Genomic DNA, 16,465 nt, shown 5'->3' with positions numbered 1-16,465 from the left:
TCGACATGACAGACATCATCATCAAACGCTACCGCCCGGAAGAGTTCCCGCGTCATCTGGACTTTCTGGAGCGGATGACCGTTACCAAAGGTACGGTTGAAGACTGGCACGCGCTGAAGTCGCTGCACTACAAGACGGATGGTAAGCCGTTTGCGCCAACGTATTATCGCTGCGAACTGGACGACAGGCTGGTGGGCGTCGTGGTTATGGCTTACCCGAAACTGCTGCTGGCGCCTCGCCATCGCATGTTTCCTAAGCTGAAGCCAACCACCAATACCACCGTGGCCAACCAGTATTGGGGCCGGTACGTGAACAACAACTTTGCGGTGATCAGCCGTTCCGTTGTGGACACTCAGTACCGCGGCGTCGGCGTCTCCTATCGAATGATTAATCTGGTTAGCAGGATGCACGACCGGCCAATCATCGAGATCCAGTCGTCGATGAGCAAATACAACCCGTTCGCCATGAAAGCAGGGTTCCAGTTCATCCGTCCGGAGCGTCCGAAGAGCTATGAGAGTGCGTTGCGCGTCTTCCAGCGTCATTTCCGTTCCGACCCTGGCGACAACGAAGCGATCGTCAAAGAGCTGTTCTCCATGAGTGAGTCTCGCCGTCGTCGTGCGCTGCGTGATCTGGTCGCTGACTACCACAAGAACAGTTCCCTGGCCAAAGCCGGGCGTAATCGTGGCACGACGATTCAGGACATTGCCGACAGTCTGGTGGACGAGGCCAGCATCGTGAAGCTGCTCAAGGACATTCACAACCTGAGCTTCACGTCTCCGCTGTATGGCGTGTACCGAAACCCGGACTTTGGCCGTCAGCTGCCTGACACGCTGCCACTGCTGGCATTCGACAAACAGCCTTTGAATAAACCTCTTGAAATTGCATTACCGGCATAAGGATTTGCCATGACGTTGACCGACAAACAAAAAGACATCATCAAAACCATCAATTTAGGCCATGAGCGTGGGCATCTGCTCGATCTGGACGAGCTGCTTGAAGTGCTGCCGTACAAAACGACCAAACAGAGTATGCAGTTCTCTATCCGAGCACTGGTGAAAAAGGGGCTGGTGGAGAAAGGAATGTGCCGCCAGCGCGGTGATTCCGGCTACCACCGTCGCACGCTGGGACTGACCACGTTAGGTCGTGCCAGAGCCAAATTACTGGTGATGTAAGTCGGTCTGGGAGCCAGTTTGAGAGCCTGCTTCCGTATATATAAATACTAAGTGACTTATTAAATATATACGGAAGCAGGCTCTGAATACTCCCCAGCCCGGTTTTAAACACCCAGAAAACAAATTGGTTAGGCACAGAATTAAACAAGTTGTTTAGGAGCGCAAGGATGCGCTCTGAGTGTTTTAGAGGGATCTATGACTGTAGAAAAAGACGAGAGCAAAACTCGCCTGACGCCAGCTGAGTGGGCAGAAGCCGAAGCAAAGTGGACTTCCGGTGAATACACACTCTCCAAGCTGGAGGAAGAGTACGGCATTCGTCGTGAAACGCTCTCCAGACATTTCAAAAAGCGTGGATTAGAGAAAGGCGCGGACTCCGTTGGGAAGATGGTGCGCGAGTCGCTCAAATCCGACGCAGAGCTGCGTGCAAAGGCGCGTGCAGAGAAAATCGAAGAGCGCCGGACTCGTTACGACGATTGGGCGTTCGCACTCGGTCGAATGGTGATGCATGAGGTGGCCACAGCCAAGAAGGACGGCAAGCCACTGGCAACCATCGAAGATGACCTGAAGAGTCTCCAGCGTGCCAGCGGCACACTCGCTAAGTGCTTCGAAATATCCTCGAAAGCGCTCGGTATGGATCGCGCAGAGAACGAAGACGACGAAATCCCGAACCTGGTATTTGGCGAACTTACGCCTTCCCAGGTGGCGCAGCTGCGTAAGGAAGATGATGAGCCGGATCTGATTGATGACGATCTGCTTGAGTCGCTCGAAGAGGAAGCACTGAGCGAAGCAGAGGGCGATTCTGACGCGTCTGGTGATGAAAGTGATGGGAGCGTCTAACTATGGCCATCCCGTCGTCTCTGAGTCTCGTACAGCTGCATTCTGGGCAGATGCAAGTCTTCCAGTCACCACATCGTTTCAAAGTGGTGTGTGCGGGTCGACGCTGGGGTAAATCCCGGTTGTCGATCTCCACCATCATCCGCGCGGCAGCCAAAGAGAAAAAGCAACGTGTCTGGTACGTCGCACCGACTTACCAGATGGCTCGCCAGATCTTGTGGGATGACCTGCAGGAAGTTCTGCCTCGTAAATGGGTTCGTAAGAAAAACGACACCACGATGACCATTGTGCTGAAGAACGGCTCTGAAATCGCGCTGAAAGGTGCGGATAAGCCCGATACGCTTCGTGGTGTGGCACTGCACTTCGTGGTGCTCGATGAATTTCAGGATATGAAGCCTGACACCTGGTACAAGGTACTGCGTCCGACACTGTCCTCTACCCGTGGCGGTGCGCTGATCATCGGTACGCCAAAAGGCTTCTCCGAGTTCCACAAGCTGTGGACTATCGGTCAGAACAAAGATTTGCAACGCAAAGGGCAGTGGAAGAGCTGGCAGTTCGTTACGGCCGATTCTCCGTTCGTACCGAGCGCGGAAATCGAAGCGGCGAAGAACGATATGGACCCTAAATCGTTCGCGCAGGAATACCTGGCCAGCTTCGAAAACATGTCCGGACGCGTTTACTACCCGTTCGACCGCAATGTGCATGTGAAGCCACTCCAGTTCAATCCGAAACTGCCGATCTGGGTTGGTCAGGACTTCAACATCGACCCTATGTCATCGGTCATCCTGCAGCCGCAGCCAAATGGTGAGCTGTGGGCCGTGGACGAGGTTGTGCTGTTCTCTTCCAACACGGCTGAAGTGTGTGATGAGCTGGAGCGTCGTTTCTGGCGCTGGAAGTCTCAGGTCACTATCTTCCCTGACCCGGCAGGTGCGTATCGCCAGCACGCACGCGGTGAATCGGACGTCGATATCTTCAAGGAAAAAGGTTTCCTTCGAGTCGATTATCCGAAGAAGCACCCGCCGATCGCAGACCGTGTTAACGCAGTGAACCGCATGTTGATGAGTGCCTCGGGCGAAACCCGGTTGTACATCGATCCGAAGTGCAAACACCTCATCGACTCGCTGGAGAAGGTGATCTACAAGCCAGGCTCACGCGATATGGATAAGACTGGCGGCATCGAACACAGTGCGGATGCGTTGGGTTATCCGGTTCATCGTAGGTATCCGGTGAAAAATCGTGTTATTCTTGGCGGATCTAGATAGGTAAGTACTTACCTAAACGGAAAGGAAAAGCAAATGGAATTGACTGACAAGCAAATCAAAGACCTTGTGGCACGACGCCACCCTGAATATGAGAAGAAAAAAGAACATTGGGACTTCCTCGCCAGCACCTACGCTGGCGGGCGTGCCTGGTTCAACGACAATATCTTCCGTTACTTCAAAGAGGGCGATCAGGAGTTCAAAGAGCGCCTGGAACGCGCTTATCGCTTCAACCATACGCGCGAAGTGGTAAACCTCATCAACAAATACCTCTTCAAAGAGGTCATTCACCGCAACACTGATGAAGCACCGGAGCAGATCCGCAATTTCTGGAAGCGAGCCACGCGCCAGAACGCCTCCATCGATGCGTTTATGGCGGCTATCGATCTGCAATCATCCATTTATGGCCGTATCTGGGTTGTCGTGGACAGCACGATGAACGTCGATGTTGAGTCTGTTGCAGACGAGAAGAAAAATGATGCGCGTGCCTACGCATACTGGATTTCGCCGCAGCAGCTGCTTGATGTTGCCTGGGATGAAGACGGCAATATGTTGTGGGCGCTAATTGTTGAAATCGCGCGCGACGACGAAGATCCGTTCACTTCAACCGGACAGGAATACCAGCGTTACCGTCTGTGGACGCAAAACGAGTGGTATCTGTTCCGTGAAGAAGTGAAGAAAGGTTCCGGAAATAGCGGTCGCCGTCAGGCCAAAGTCGTTCTGGAGGATAGCGGCCAGCATAATCTGGGCGTGGTGCCGGTGTTCCCGGTGGATTGCATTGGTGAAAGCGAGTCTCCGTATTTCAGCCCGTCGTTGATTGACGATATCGCCTATCTTGATCGCGCCGTGGCCAACTACCTGTCGAACCTTGACGCGATTATTCAGGATCAGACATTCAGCCAGCTGGCGATCCCGGTTCAGTCATTGCTGCCGGGCGATGAAAACCACACCAAAGTGCTCGAAATGGGGACAAAACGCGTCTTCACCTTCGACTCTGAGAGCGGTAATCAGCCATTCTACCTGTCTCCGGACCCGAAACAGGCCCAGATGATTATCACCACGATTAAGACGGTGATTAACGAGATCTACCATTCCGTTGGCGTGGCAGGTGAGCGAACCAAGCAGGATAACGCACAGGGCATCGATAACTCTTCGGGCGCAGCGAAGATGTACGACTTCCAGCGCGTTAACAGTCTGCTGGTGACGAAAGCAGAACGTCTCGAAAGGGCAGAGCGCCAGATGATGCAACTGGCAGCGAAATGGATGGGTGTCGAACTGGATGAAGACCACTCTCTGATCGCATACCCGGAAAGTTTCGACATTCGCGGTCTGACTGACGAGTTTGCCGTTGCCGAGAAACTGTCGCTGCTTCAGGCGCCTGATTCTGTTCGTCGTCATCAGATGGAAATGCTCATCGAGAAGGTCTTCCCGAACATTTCCGATGCGATGCAGAAGGAATTTCAAAAAGATCTCTTGAAATTTCCTCCAAAAAATGATCTTAACACCCTTGAAAATAAGTCAGTACTTACTTATGATCAAGATACAGCCCAAGAAAGCGGGCATGATCAACCCCGAGGGAATGGGGACTCATCTACTCAAGAGACCGAGTGATAAGTAACGAAAAGGAATTTCTATGAATCTGTGGCAAATGCTTATGGCCCGTCGTGGCCTGATGGATGTAGCTGAAGCGCATGAGCGCGGAGGCGCTGGTGGCGGTGCTCCTGCTGGAGACAATGAGCAGGGCAATCAAGACCCAGGCAAACAGGGCGAGCAAAAAGAGCAACCGAAGGGTGACGACGACGAGTATGCCGGTATGACTCAGGAAGAGTTGCTGGCAGAACTGCGTAAGTCCAAGAAAGCCGGTGCTGACCTGCTGAAAGAGAACATGAAGCGCAAGGAGAAAGAGCGCACATTGGCCGATCAGCTGGCTCAGTACGGTGATATTGACCCGGCGCGTGCTCGCCAGCTTCTCGAAGCTGAACAAGCCGCAGAAACCGCACGTCGGGAGGCGGAGCAGGCTGAACTGGAACGCCGTGGTGAGTTCGATGCTGTGAAAAAGCAGATGATCGAAGCGCACCAGGCTGAACTGGCACAGCGCGACGAACGCTACTCCGCTCTGGAGAGCGAGAACGCCGCACTGAAGGCCCAACTGGTCGAAATGACTGTTGGCGCTTCCTTCAGCGGCTCTGCCTTCCTGCGTGACAAAGTTCTGATGACTCCGGCTAAGGCTCGCGTTATCTACGGCTCTCATTTCGAAGTGGGTGAAGACGGTAGTGTTGTGGGCTTTGATAAGCCAGCCGGTCAGAAAGAACGTGCAGTTCTGGTTGACGGTGAAGGCAAACCGTTACCGTTCGAATCCGCGATTGAGCGCATTCTGCGTGCAGATCCGGAAGCTGACGCACTGTTGCGCAGCGAAGCCAAGCAGGGTGCTGGTTCCAATAGCAAACCGACCCACAAAGTAAACCAGCCGAAGAGCAAGTCGACTATGGATAAGTTGACCTCCGGTCTGGGGAAAATCGGACTCAAGTAACATCTTAAATCATAGGGAAATGAAAGATGCCATTACTGCGTGATGAAGCTGAAAAGCTGTCTAACAACGAACTTGAGCAGGGTGTGATCGAGACCATCATCGATCGCGATGACCTGTTCGCTGTTCTGCCTTTCATGAAGATTAATTCTAAGGCATACCTCTACAACCGCGAAGCTACCCTGAGCGAAGCAACCTTCATTGATGTGAACGACACCATCACCGAAGGCGCTGCAACCTTCACCGAACACGTTGCGAAGCTGCGTATCCTGGCAGGCGACGTAGACGTCGACAAATTCCTGGCGACCACTATGTCCGACACCAACAACCAGCTGGCAATCCAGGTTCGTCAGAAGGTGAAAGGTCTGGCTCGCGCATTCCGCCGCAACCTGATTCTGGGCGACTCCAGCACCAACAACAAAGCGTTCGACGGTATTCCGAAGCTGATGCACGACGATCAGAAGATCGACATCGAAGGCGCTTCCATGACCTTCTCCATGTTCGACGAGCTGGTCGACGCGGTGAAAGATCTGGGCGCAGACTGCATCATGATGCGTTCCGAGCACCTGCGTGCTTATCGCGCTCTGCTGCGTACCGTTAGCCTCGGCCCGTCCGAAATCATGATGGAAAACTTCGGTCGTCCGATGCTGTGCCACAACGGTGTACCGTTCATCGTGAACGACTTCATCCCGACTGATTCTGGCAAAGCAAGCATCTACTGCCTGCACCTGTCCGAAGAGAACGGTGTGACTGGTCTGTATGGCGGTGAAAACGCCGGTATCGTTGTTGAGAACATCGGTACTGTTCAGAACAAAGACGCAACCCGTACCCGCGTTAAGTGGTACTGCTCTCTGGCGAACAAGCACGACAAGGCTATCGCCGCGCTGACCAACGTAAAAATTTGATCAGTATAGTAGGTAAGTAATTATCTACTGTTTAGGGGTGGGCTATACGCCCACCCTTTTTGTAGGAGCGAGAAATGCCAGAACAAAAGATGAAGATCACGGAAGAGGCGTTTGCGGATTTCACGGGGCATATGTGCCGGGCCGAATTCACCAATTCCATCTCCAACGAGCCTCTGAGCGAGCGCCAGCAGAATCATCTTGCGGCTTGCTTCCGGGCAATTCCGTTCACTCAGTCTGTCACCATTACACCGGCTGCGCCGTCCGTATTGGTGGGTAAAACCGTTCAACTTAGTGCAGGTATCACCATGAGCAAAAGCGCAGATTCATTCACCTGGACGTCGGCCAATGACCAGGTCGCCACAGTCAGCGGTACGGGTCTGGTTACTGGCGTGACTCCGGGAAAAGTGAAGATCACCGCCACCGATAAGCAGACTCAGCTTTCTGCGTCAGTCGAAGTGACCGTTAAGCCTGTCAGCGTGGAGTCCGTTACGGTAACGCCAGACTCTACCTCTGTTGAGAAGGGGAAATCGGTCAAGTTGCGCGTTGATGTACAACCGTCAAACGCAACCAATAAAAGAGTCACCTGGACTTCCAAAAATAGCGACAAAGCGACCGTTGACCAGAACGGTAACGTAGCTGGCGTAGCCGTTGGTACGGCAACCATTGAAGTGGTTTCGCAGGATGGCAGCCATAAAGCTACTGCTACGGTTGAAGTCACTGAGCCTGTCGTTGCTGTTACTGGCGTCTCTGTCGATCCGAGCACCACCAGCGTTGAAGCCAACAAAACGGTACAGCTGACCGCGAACATCGAACCGGCTGGCGCAACCAATAAGCGCGTAACCTGGGCGTCAAAAAATGCCGAGTTCGCGACGGTTGATAGCGCAACTGGACTTGTGACCGGTGTGGCTGCAGGTACTGCCACTATCGAAGTCACCACGGAAGACGGTAGCCACAAAGCCACTGCGACCGTTGAAGTGACCGCAGCACCGGCTGCGTAACCAACACATGGGCGGCGATGCCGCCCATTAAGTGAGAAGAAGAATGAAACCAGCAAAAATTCGTTTATTGGAGCCTCAATTTTTGGGGTACACGGGCATTCTCTGCGGTATCCAGTTTGTCGACGGCATCTCGGTTGCCGAACTGCCATTCATCGATCAGCAGCGGATTTGTGCCTCCATGCGTGCCACTACCGTTGAAGGCAAAAATGTATCTCCTTCTGCCGCGTACAGCAGCCGCAATGATTTAACTGCGGACGACATTGTCGAGACGGCGGCCCCGGATATTGTGCCAATGAAACGTGGTACGGCTGAAGTGGAAGCCAAACCGGTACAGCGCTTTACTCGTGAAGAGCTGGAGTCGATTGCGGACTGTGAAGGTATTGCTGGTCTGCGTCAGATCGGCAACCAGATTGGCGTGAAAGCCAAAGGTATCGTTGAAATGATCGAAGGCATCCTGAAAGCACAGGGCGGTGAGTAATGGCGCAGATCGACACGTACCGTAGCGGGGAAGCAGTTTCCCTGTCGTTTGCATTTAACGTTCTGGATATTGAGTCGGCCACGTATACCGTCAGAGATGGCGCAGGTGCGATCATCGTCGATAACGAACCTCTCGATATTACTGAGGGGCAGATGTCCATTCCGGTTGTCGTGTCGGCCGAACACAACCTTCTTTCAGATAAAGAGCGCGATCTGCGACACGTCATTGTCAAAGCGGTGGCATCCGGGCTGACGCATGAAGAGCGCAAGATGTACGTTCTGCTGAATAGCTTCGAGCTGTCAATTCCAGGCCAGTCATTCGCAACGGTCGCAGACGCCCAGATGCAAGCTATCGATATGCTGAACGGCGACACTCTGTTAGCTGATGGCGAAGGGCTGATGCGCAAACGTCTCATTGAGGCCACCAGACGCGTCAAAACGCTGCCGTTCTCAATCCGCAAAGTCCTGCGTATCGACTTCGACCGGTACGATCGCCCGCAAAACATGCTGAACGTCTATGACATTCCGTGGGGCGCTGACGGGGCATATCGTCACGATCTGATCGATTGGGAGCAGATGACGCCTGAGAAATTCGACGAGTTCCCGGACTACTTCAAACAGGCATTAATGCTGGCCGTGGTTAATGAAGCCTGCGAAATCGCTAACGGTAATGACGTAGCGGCAGCCCGCGAGGACGGCATTCTGTCTGAGTCCATTGGTGAAACGACCAATATGTACCGCACCGGCAAAGCGGCAAATGTGCATGTGGCTCGCAGTACCTGGCGACTGCTGGTCAGTTACATCAATAACCGCATGATTGTTCGCCGTGCGTAACGCCAGTCGCATTATTTACTTCTGGTCGAAAGGCTCAAGACGAGCAATCGCGCCTTCGCCTGGTAATGAGTGCGGCTGCCAACCACAGGGAGAGTGCATGAACATTTCATGGCAAGCAGAGATAGCGATTTACCGTCTGGGTTCGAAGAACGTCTACGGTGAAGCGCAATTGCAGTTCGTCAGGAAGACGAACGTCGGCGTCGTTAAGTTTGAGCAAAGTAACGAGAAATCATCGGTACGTGCGGACAGCTCCGGCAGTCGCGGTAAAGCGGATCTGGAATTGTTCGATGCTGTTCTGGTGATCCCACTTGAGGCCGCAGTACAGCTTGATGACGTTCTCATTCTGGAGGGGCAAAAGCTGAAGGTATCCAGCGTGCATCGTCGCTGGGGACTGCGTGGGTGCCCAGGGCATCTGGAAGTAGGGGCAAACATATGGGTCTGAAGTACGACGCGCATCAGTTTAAGCGTGCTGGCGACAGGCTCAATAACAGCCAGAAAGCCTTTAAGCGTTATCTCATCCGTGACATGGAGAAGCTGGCGCGTCTGGTTGAGCGTCTTGCGCGGGCAATGGCCCCGCTGGAGACTGGCTCACTCGAAAGCGCGATCTTCGCGAGAGTGGTCAAAGAAGGTTATACCGGGCTTCGTATTGAGTTATCGGTATTTGGAGCCAAACCACGCGAAGGGCATCCGGGCGTTGAGGTTGGCGATTATGCGGAGTACATGGAGTTGGGCAAGTATCGTCTCGGCTATCTCTCTCGCATGAAGAGCGTCACCAACCCGCCAGTCGCTGGTGTGAAGCCACGAGTTGGGCCTTTGTTCCTTGAGAGAGCCGTACAGATCAGTGAAAAACAGTTCACTCAGACGATAGCAGAAGCGGCAAGGAAAGCAGGTTTTACGAGAGGTTGATGTGTTTATTGAAGCATTTGCGAGCCTGATGCAGAAGGCGAAGATCGGTACAGTCGGCGCTGACATTTTCTGTCACTACATGCCAGCCAATGTGAAGTCCGGTGTTCTGTTGGTTAATCCCAATACGGGGATCGCTATTGACCATGAGTTGAAAGGCTTTTATCACGACTCTTTCACCGTCATCGTGCGTAATGCGACGATCACAAAGGCGGTGGCGAAAGCCAATAAGATCATGGATATGTTCCCGGTCGAAGAAACCGTGTCAGAGGGCGTTTACTTCCGGTTGGTTCGGCCAATGTCTATGCCGATCACTTATCCCAAAAACGAAGGCTCATTAATTGAAGCGGGTATCCCGATTGAATTTGCGGGCTATTTGTTGAATTAATAAAATAAGTAAGTATATACTTACCATTAGCGCCATGAAGGTGCTGATTTAACGGAAAAAGGAGTTTTCCAACAATGTCCAATACCCATGTAAAAAACATCAAACTTGGCGCCTGCAAAGTGTCGTTTGGTGGCGTTGATCTGGGTTACACCAAAGGCGGTGTTCAGGTTGAGGTTGCGACCGAAACTCTGAAAGTCACCGTAGACCAGCTGGGGCAGACCACCATCTCCGAGCTGGTGCAGGGTCGTAACATCACTATCACTGCGCCGCTGGCCGAGTCTGTGTTGCAGAATATGGTCGATCTGATGCCGGGATCTACCCTGAGCGAAGAAGATAACGCTGTGACCATCACTTCCGCACAGGGCATCAACCTGATCGACGTAGCCAAAGAGCTGGTTCTGACCCCGCAGGATACCACCGACTACGTTCTGACCATCCCGAAAGCTGCGACCGCAGGTAACTTCACCATGACCTACCAGTCTGATGATGTTCGCGTGTTCTCCGTTCAGTTCACCGCTTACCCGGATGACGACGGCGTGCTGGGGAAAATGAGCGGCCCAAAGCCGGTTAAAACCGTCTCTATCTCTCCGGAATCTCCGGAAGTTAAAGCCGGTGAGACCGTGCAGCTGACTGCCCAGATCACCCCTGCAGATGCCGGCGATAAAACCGGTGTGTGGGAATCCGACAATCAGGAGAAAGCAACCGTTGACCAGACTGGTCTGGTTCGCGGAGTAGCTGAAGGTTCGGCAAATATCTCCTTTACCAGCAATAGCGGCGGCAAGAAAGCGACCAAAGCAGTAACGGTTAATTCTGCCGAATAATCGCGACGTAACTAAGCAGAGGCTCAGGAAGAGCCTCTCTTTTAAAAGGACTTTAACCAATGACCAAATTACTCGATCTCGACTCCATTCTGCCTCCGAAGAAAAGCATCAAGTTCGGCGGTCAGGAATACCCCATCGTTGAAATGACTGTTGGCCTGTTCGTCTCCATCAAGCAGATGGAAGGCAAAGACCTTCAGAACATGTCGCCTGTTGAGCAGGTAACTGCTTACGCCGACCTGGTTCGCAAGGTCATCCCATCCGTGCCGGACGCTGTACTGGAAAAACTGACTGTTCCGCAGCTCCAGCAGATCTTCACCTTCGCTATGGAAGTGATTGATGAAGAGAACGAAAAAGCGGCTGGTGAAGGGGCAAAGTAATTTCCCGCGATGAATCCGGGGTAAAGACCGTATCGATAGATCTCGGATTCTATTTCAGTCGTGTAGTTGCTCACTACGCCGTGTCGCCATTAGAGCTGCTGGGCGTCCCTCTAACGATGTTCTGGATGCTCAGTCGCAACATCGACCGTCTGCGCGCGGAAGAGGATGTCCGCAACCTGCAAGTCGCTCGCGCTGCCCAGGCAGATGGCGAGGGCGTGAAGGCGTTCATGGAGGGTTTGCAACTCAGGATTGGAAGACCAGTCGTAACCGATAAAGTCTACGATCCACGCAAGGATAAGGCAGACCCTGACGCCAAAGAGCAACTGATGCAAATTTTTGGCAGAGGATGACAAGGGAATGTCACAAAACGTAGAGTTTATCCTGTCGCTGGAAGACAAGCAGTTTACAGCGTCAATCGACCGGGCGGGTAAGCTACTTACCAGATTCGGGGAGCAGGCCACAAAGCCCGCTCAGAAAATTAACAATCTGGAACGCTCGTTGGGTTCGGTCTCCCGCATCATCGGCGTTCTGGAGTCCAAGCTCGATGCCACGGCAGACAAACTACAGGATGTAGCTGCCGGCTTCGAGCTTGTGTCTGATGTTTCGCGCAAGACGCGAGGCAACATTACCAGCCTCAACTCAGGTCTCAAAACCCTGATTGAGCGCGTCGACACAACCACCTCATCCGTTAATAAACTCACCACATCGCTGCGCAAGGTTCAGTCTGAACTCAACGAGTTTTCCGATTGGGCAACGTTCGCTGGCAAGAGCGCCAGCCGCTTCGGTACGGAAGTAAAAGAAGCCTCTTCATCCGTGAGTGGCATGAATACGCGCCTTAACACCACGACGAAGCGTCTCAGTAATTGGGGCGTCACAACGAGCCAGGCTGCCGAGGGGCTGAAGAAAGTCCGCGATCAGATGGATGCCGTGATTGGCCGCCAGCAACTGATCAGCAAGCCGGTACGTGTGCGCACCAGCGGCTACGGTGAGGGCGGTGGTAATGGTGGCGGTGGTCGACGTGGCGGTACAAATGGCCACGGCGGGCGCGGTGCTGAAAATGGCATGTTCTCTGGTCTGCGCGGCAATATTTTCCTGCTGGGCGAGATTGGTGATGCGGCAAGAACGGTAACTGACATCCTGTTTGGCTGGCAGAAGCCAATCGTCGAAGCCGCCTCCGAAATGGAGCGTATGCGCGTCATGTTGCGCGGGCTGAACAAGGACAAGGCCAACCCTGGTAAAGCAGCCGCAGAGGATATGCAGTACATCGTGGATATGGCGCAAAACGCCCCGTTTGCGATGCAGGCGCTGACCGATTCCTTCGTTAAATTCCGCTCGGCAGGTCTCGATCCTACTGACGGATCGCTGAAAGCACTGGTGGACTCCGTTGCACGCTTCGGCGGCGATAGCGAGCTGCTTAAACGTGCTGCCGTGGCTGTCCAGCAGATGTCCGGTAAGGGCGTCGTGTCGATGGAAGAACTGCGTCAGCAATTAGGTGAAGCCGTTCCTAACGCGATGAAGGCGATGGCAGACGCTGCCGGTATCACTATGGGGGAACTGACCAAAGCAGTCTCCACCGGTACTGTGGAAGCGAAACAGGCGCTATCGCTGATGTTCGTTGGTCTGCGTGCGGAGAACGAAAACGCCGCCAAAGACATGATGCAAACCTACACTGGTGCGCTGGCGCAATTGCAAACCTCCTTTACGCTGTTTGCCGATCGTGTCGGTCAGGCGGGCTATCTGGATTCTCTCTCAAAGGGGATGAAAGAGCTGGCCTCCATCATGAATAGCGCAGAGGGCATTTCGTTCGCTAACTCGCTGGGTTCCGGACTTACCACCGCAATCGACAGCTTACGTGAGCTGGCGCAGTGGCTGGCGAAAAACCAGGAGTTGATTGTCAACCTGGGCAAAGTAGTGGCCGCTATGGTGGCGTTCAAACTGATGCGTGCGGGCATCATGGGCGTGATTGGCACTGCCGGGCAGATGGTTAACACGTTTGCGACGATGTCGACTGTCATCCAGGCGCCGTTCAATCTGGGCGCGACAGCTGTCACCCGCTTTAATCGTGCGGCTCGTATGGGTCTGGCTCCAATCCCATCGCTGATCTTCGCTATCCGTGGCGCGATCACGGGGTTACAGGGGGCATTCGCTGGGCTAACTGCGTTCATCGCAGCAAACCCCATTGGTGCAGCGTTCACCGTCGCTACCGTGGCTGTAGCCGGTCTTATCACGTATATGACCATGCTCCGCAGCGAAACGTCAAAAGTCGTTGACGAGATCCGCAAAATCCCGGAAGCGATGACGGCGGCCAAACGTGCGCAGATGGCAGAGCGTGCGGAAAAGCTCGAAAAAGAGATCATCGCAGACCAGCGAGCGCTCAAAACAGGCGAAAGCGTGAGCTATGTGTCCAACTCTGTTGGCGCTGTCACTCACAAAGAGTCAAAAGCCGATATCGAGGCTCGCCTGAAGAAGAATCAGGAAGAGTACCAGAAGATTACCGGCACCATTGCGCTGGGTGACGGGGCTGTAGCCAAACGTCTGGCTAAAGAGGCAGCAGAATCCCAGATTGAGAAAATCCGGGCCGACAATCAGGTCTTCTCTGCGACATTTGTGAAAGCACGTCAGGAGGCTCTGGACAAGATCCAGAAAATCAATGACGACAAATCACTGTCTGACGATGAGAAGAACAAACTTCTCGCACCGCTCCGTGAAACGGTGAACAAGTCATACCTGGAACCGGCGCAAAAACTGGTCGATTCACTGTCCTCCCGTAAAAACGCGACCGAGAAGCAGATTGCCCACTACAACGATCTGCTCGAAAAAGCGAAGAAAGAGGGCAATACCGAGCAGATTCAGAAGCTACAAGGCAGTATTCGAGGCTATCAGGAGCATCTGGAAGCTGTCGCTCAGGAGTTGACTCAGGCCGAGTTTGAGCGTGATAACGCTGCCAAAACTGGTAAGGGTGTCATGTCCAACCAGGGAACCGTTTTGGGGCTTGGTACGAGCGACAAGGCGGCCCAGAAAGCTCTGGCGCAGTACATGCGCAACCAGATGGACTCCGCAACCTATCAGCGCACGTTGCCAGACGGTACGGCGATGCTGGACTTCGAAGGTAAGCCGATCATTGGGCCGAAGCAGCTCAAAACCCAACTGAACCTGCAGAAAGCCTCCAGCGCCAGCTCTCTGGAGAAAATGAGCGACGAGGAACGTGCAGCAGCGATCGCCGCACTAACCAAAGCGCGTGAGCAGGACGCCGCAGCTGCGGAAAAAGCCGGGCAGCGTACTGCCAATGCTTCTCAGCGTGCCGCACGGAAGGAAGAAAATGCGCAGCGTAAGCTGGCGGCCGGCTACCAGAAAGCGCTGGATAAAGCCGATCAGCTTATGGGGCAGATGGGTGAAAGCTCTAAAGCGACCGTGTCGTTTGACCAGTCTCTACGCGATACCACCAAATCGCTGACCGAACTGGCCAACGCCGTACCGAATGAGTTCATCACTCAGGAGATGATCGACAAAGCCAAGTCACGCCTGGCTGACCTGGCTAACGCGAGCGACGACTATCGCGAGATGTTCAACCGCCGCAACGTCGAGCAGATGATCTCCACCTGGGCGCCGGAATCCGATTCCATCATCAGCGCGGGTTACAAGCCGTCTCGTGAAGAGAAGGTGGCCGATTTCAACGACACCTACAACCGTAACCTGAAAGCGTTGATGGATCTGCGTGACCAGGCTTCTGATCCGAAAATCGTGGCGCTTTACACCAAGCAGATTAACCAGCTGGTGGCGGCAGGCAACACCGCTCTCATCAAAGAGACGGGTACGGCGACACAGAAGCTGGCGCTTGAGTACGAGAATCTGGCCGATCAGCTGGAAAACAGCTGGAGCAACCTGTTCAGCAACATGACGGATACGCTGACCGACTTCGTCATGAAGGGGAAAATGGACTTCTCCAGCCTGGCAGAATCCATCCTCCGCGACATCACCAACATGGTTGTGAAGACGCAGATCACCCTGCCTCTCATGAACATGCTGGGGATGGGAACGACGGCAGCGGGCAGCTCTCAGAGCGGCAATCTGCTTTCTGGTGTCGCATCAGCGGTTGCCAACCAGGGCGTCCGGATGAATGCGGTCAACGGCGATAAGAGCGTGGGTGAGGCGACGAAAGAGACCTCCAGCTCGGTCTCCGGTCTGGGGCAGACCACTCAGCAGACGACCAGCGCGATTGGCTCTGCAACCAACGCGATCGGCAGCTGGGTGAATGGACTGTTCACCAGTACTGAAGCCAAAGACGCGGAAACCAAAGCGGTGAAGACATCCATCTTCTCCATGCAGAACCTTAGCTCTGTCACGGGGGCGCTTTCTGCCGCGTTTGCCATGCTGGGAGCAAACATGTCCGGCTCTGGCAATAAGTGGTTGAGCTTCGGCGCTACCATTGCCTCTGGGCTGGTGTCTGCCTGGGCTGGTGGTGGCTTCGACAACATCGGATCGGGTTCCTCCGGCTCTAACTCCGGGTTCAACAATCTCACCGGATCGGCATCTGATGGTACTGGCGGCATCCCGGCAATTCCGAAGTTCGCCAAAGGCGGCATTTTCGGGAAAGACGGCGTGGTTCCGCTGCGTGCGTACCAGAAAGGTGGCATCGCTGACTCTCCACAGCTGGCGCTGTTTGGTGAAGGGGATATGAACGAAGCCTACGTTCCGCTTCCGGATGGGCGTTCCATCCCGGTTACGCTCAACGCAGAGGGTGTTAAAGGCGGCGGTGGCGGCGTTTTCTCACCTGTCAGCATTGAGATTAACGTCAACAGCGACGGCAGTGTTTCGGAGAACAGCAATTCCGAAGGCGCATGGAGTCAGGCAGCGCAGCGCATGAAGGCGATCGCGCTTGAAACCATCGCTCAGGAGAAGCGGCCAGGCGGTTCGCTCAACCCTAACTCTCAACGTAACTAACCACGGCTGCCCCGGAAGGGGCAGCCTCA

The 16,465-nt window shown here is 54.0% G+C and carries 17 protein-coding genes; all 17 read left to right on the top strand.

Translation table 11 applies throughout. The annotated features are described in order from the left end of the window. Positions 1-5: 5 nt before the first annotated feature. The 17 genes from IB222_RS25400 (at position 6) to IB222_RS25320 (ending at position 16,436) form a co-directional block, all read left to right on the top strand. Entirely contained in the window at positions 6-896 is an 891-nt protein-coding gene (locus IB222_RS25400; protein ID WP_175538513.1) for a hypothetical protein, read from the top strand. Positions 897-905: 9 nt separating this feature from the next. Further along, positions 906-1,172, top strand: a complete 267-nt coding sequence (locus IB222_RS25395) for a hypothetical protein (RefSeq protein ID WP_000176291.1) — start codon at positions 906-908, stop codon at positions 1,170-1,172. Between the two features lie 195 nt (positions 1,173-1,367). Further along, positions 1,368-2,009, top strand: coding sequence for a hypothetical protein (locus tag IB222_RS25390; protein WP_023180879.1), 642 nt, complete (start codon positions 1,368-1,370; stop codon positions 2,007-2,009). A gap of 2 nt (positions 2,010-2,011) precedes the next feature. Further along, on the top strand, positions 2,012-3,268 hold the full coding sequence (locus tag IB222_RS25385) for a phage terminase large subunit (protein WP_002211787.1): 1,257 nt from the start codon (positions 2,012-2,014) through the stop codon (positions 3,266-3,268). A 33-nt stretch (positions 3,269-3,301) separates the two neighbouring features. Continuing rightward, entirely contained in the window at positions 3,302-4,876 is a 1,575-nt protein-coding gene (locus IB222_RS25380) for a hypothetical protein (RefSeq protein WP_131381285.1), read from the top strand. 22 nt (positions 4,877-4,898) lie between these two features. Next, entirely contained in the window at positions 4,899-5,795 is an 897-nt protein-coding gene (locus IB222_RS25375) for a DUF6651 domain-containing protein (RefSeq protein ID WP_045339224.1), read from the top strand. 26 nt (positions 5,796-5,821) lie between these two features. After that, positions 5,822-6,697 carry a major capsid protein gene (locus IB222_RS25370; protein ID WP_006812514.1) on the top strand — a complete coding sequence of 292 codons (876 nt, stop codon included), beginning with the start codon at positions 5,822-5,824 and terminating at the stop codon, positions 6,695-6,697. Positions 6,698-6,771: 74 nt separating this feature from the next. After that, complete coding sequence (locus tag IB222_RS25365) at positions 6,772-7,695, top strand: Ig domain-containing protein (RefSeq protein ID WP_131405968.1); 924 nt, start codon at positions 6,772-6,774, stop codon at positions 7,693-7,695. 43 nt (positions 7,696-7,738) lie between these two features. Then, on the top strand, positions 7,739-8,173 hold the full coding sequence (locus IB222_RS25360; protein ID WP_000801184.1) for a hypothetical protein: 435 nt from the start codon (positions 7,739-7,741) through the stop codon (positions 8,171-8,173). After that, complete coding sequence (locus IB222_RS25355) at positions 8,173-9,006, top strand: hypothetical protein (RefSeq protein WP_000057119.1); 834 nt, start codon at positions 8,173-8,175, stop codon at positions 9,004-9,006. Before IB222_RS25360 ends, IB222_RS25355 begins: the two co-directional genes overlap by 1 nt. Before the next feature lie 97 nt (positions 9,007-9,103). Beyond that, positions 9,104-9,448 carry a hypothetical protein gene (locus IB222_RS25350; protein ID WP_131405967.1) on the top strand — a complete coding sequence of 115 codons (345 nt, stop codon included), beginning with the start codon at positions 9,104-9,106 and terminating at the stop codon, positions 9,446-9,448. Then, positions 9,439-9,912: a hypothetical protein gene (locus IB222_RS25345; RefSeq protein ID WP_131405966.1), complete on the top strand. Its 474-nt coding sequence runs from the start codon at positions 9,439-9,441 to the stop codon at positions 9,910-9,912. The genes IB222_RS25350 and IB222_RS25345 overlap by 10 nt, the downstream gene beginning before the upstream one ends. 1 nt (position 9,913) lies before the next feature. Continuing rightward, positions 9,914-10,297, top strand: a complete 384-nt coding sequence (locus tag IB222_RS25340) for a minor capsid protein (RefSeq protein ID WP_057102242.1) — start codon at positions 9,914-9,916, stop codon at positions 10,295-10,297. A 74-nt stretch (positions 10,298-10,371) separates the two neighbouring features. After that, positions 10,372-11,118: an Ig domain-containing protein gene (locus tag IB222_RS25335; protein ID WP_131405965.1), complete on the top strand. Its 747-nt coding sequence runs from the start codon at positions 10,372-10,374 to the stop codon at positions 11,116-11,118. Positions 11,119-11,177: 59 nt separating this feature from the next. Further along, a complete protein-coding gene (locus IB222_RS25330) occupies positions 11,178-11,495 on the top strand; it encodes a hypothetical protein (RefSeq protein WP_000163862.1) in 318 nt (105 codons plus the stop codon). A 125-nt stretch (positions 11,496-11,620) separates the two neighbouring features. Continuing rightward, positions 11,621-11,845 (top strand): hypothetical protein, encoded by a 225-nt coding sequence (locus tag IB222_RS25325; protein WP_000952684.1) that lies wholly within the window; start codon positions 11,621-11,623, stop codon positions 11,843-11,845. A gap of 7 nt (positions 11,846-11,852) precedes the next feature. Continuing rightward, a complete protein-coding gene (locus tag IB222_RS25320) occupies positions 11,853-16,436 on the top strand; it encodes a tape measure protein (protein WP_131405964.1) in 4,584 nt (1,527 codons plus the stop codon). Positions 16,437-16,465: the final 29 nt, after the last annotated feature.

This window comes from Citrobacter sp. C13, from assembly GCF_014596815.2.
GTDB lineage: Bacteria > Pseudomonadota > Gammaproteobacteria > Enterobacterales > Enterobacteriaceae > Citrobacter > Citrobacter portucalensis.
The sequence above is the reverse complement of the archived record's forward strand: the minus strand, read 5'-3'. Positions and strand labels throughout refer to the sequence as shown.

Coding starts and splice junctions, on each gene's coding strand:
- IB222_RS25400 (WP_175538513.1), top strand. CDS start 6: ATGACAGACATCATCATCAAACGCTACCGCCCGGAAGAGTTCCCGCGT.
- IB222_RS25395 (WP_000176291.1), top strand. CDS start 906: ATGACGTTGACCGACAAACAAAAAGACATCATCAAAACCATCAATTTA.
- IB222_RS25390 (WP_023180879.1), top strand. CDS start 1,368: ATGACTGTAGAAAAAGACGAGAGCAAAACTCGCCTGACGCCAGCTGAG.
- IB222_RS25385 (WP_002211787.1), top strand. CDS start 2,012: ATGGCCATCCCGTCGTCTCTGAGTCTCGTACAGCTGCATTCTGGGCAG.
- IB222_RS25380 (WP_131381285.1), top strand. CDS start 3,302: ATGGAATTGACTGACAAGCAAATCAAAGACCTTGTGGCACGACGCCAC.
- IB222_RS25375 (WP_045339224.1), top strand. CDS start 4,899: ATGAATCTGTGGCAAATGCTTATGGCCCGTCGTGGCCTGATGGATGTA.
- IB222_RS25370 (WP_006812514.1), top strand. CDS start 5,822: ATGCCATTACTGCGTGATGAAGCTGAAAAGCTGTCTAACAACGAACTT.
- IB222_RS25365 (WP_131405968.1), top strand. CDS start 6,772: ATGCCAGAACAAAAGATGAAGATCACGGAAGAGGCGTTTGCGGATTTC.
- IB222_RS25360 (WP_000801184.1), top strand. CDS start 7,739: ATGAAACCAGCAAAAATTCGTTTATTGGAGCCTCAATTTTTGGGGTAC.
- IB222_RS25355 (WP_000057119.1), top strand. CDS start 8,173: ATGGCGCAGATCGACACGTACCGTAGCGGGGAAGCAGTTTCCCTGTCG.
- IB222_RS25350 (WP_131405967.1), top strand. CDS start 9,104: ATGAACATTTCATGGCAAGCAGAGATAGCGATTTACCGTCTGGGTTCG.
- IB222_RS25345 (WP_131405966.1), top strand. CDS start 9,439: ATGGGTCTGAAGTACGACGCGCATCAGTTTAAGCGTGCTGGCGACAGG.
- IB222_RS25335 (WP_131405965.1), top strand. CDS start 10,372: ATGTCCAATACCCATGTAAAAAACATCAAACTTGGCGCCTGCAAAGTG.
- IB222_RS25330 (WP_000163862.1), top strand. CDS start 11,178: ATGACCAAATTACTCGATCTCGACTCCATTCTGCCTCCGAAGAAAAGC.
- IB222_RS25325 (WP_000952684.1), top strand. CDS start 11,621: ATGCTCAGTCGCAACATCGACCGTCTGCGCGCGGAAGAGGATGTCCGC.
- IB222_RS25320 (WP_131405964.1), top strand. CDS start 11,853: ATGTCACAAAACGTAGAGTTTATCCTGTCGCTGGAAGACAAGCAGTTT.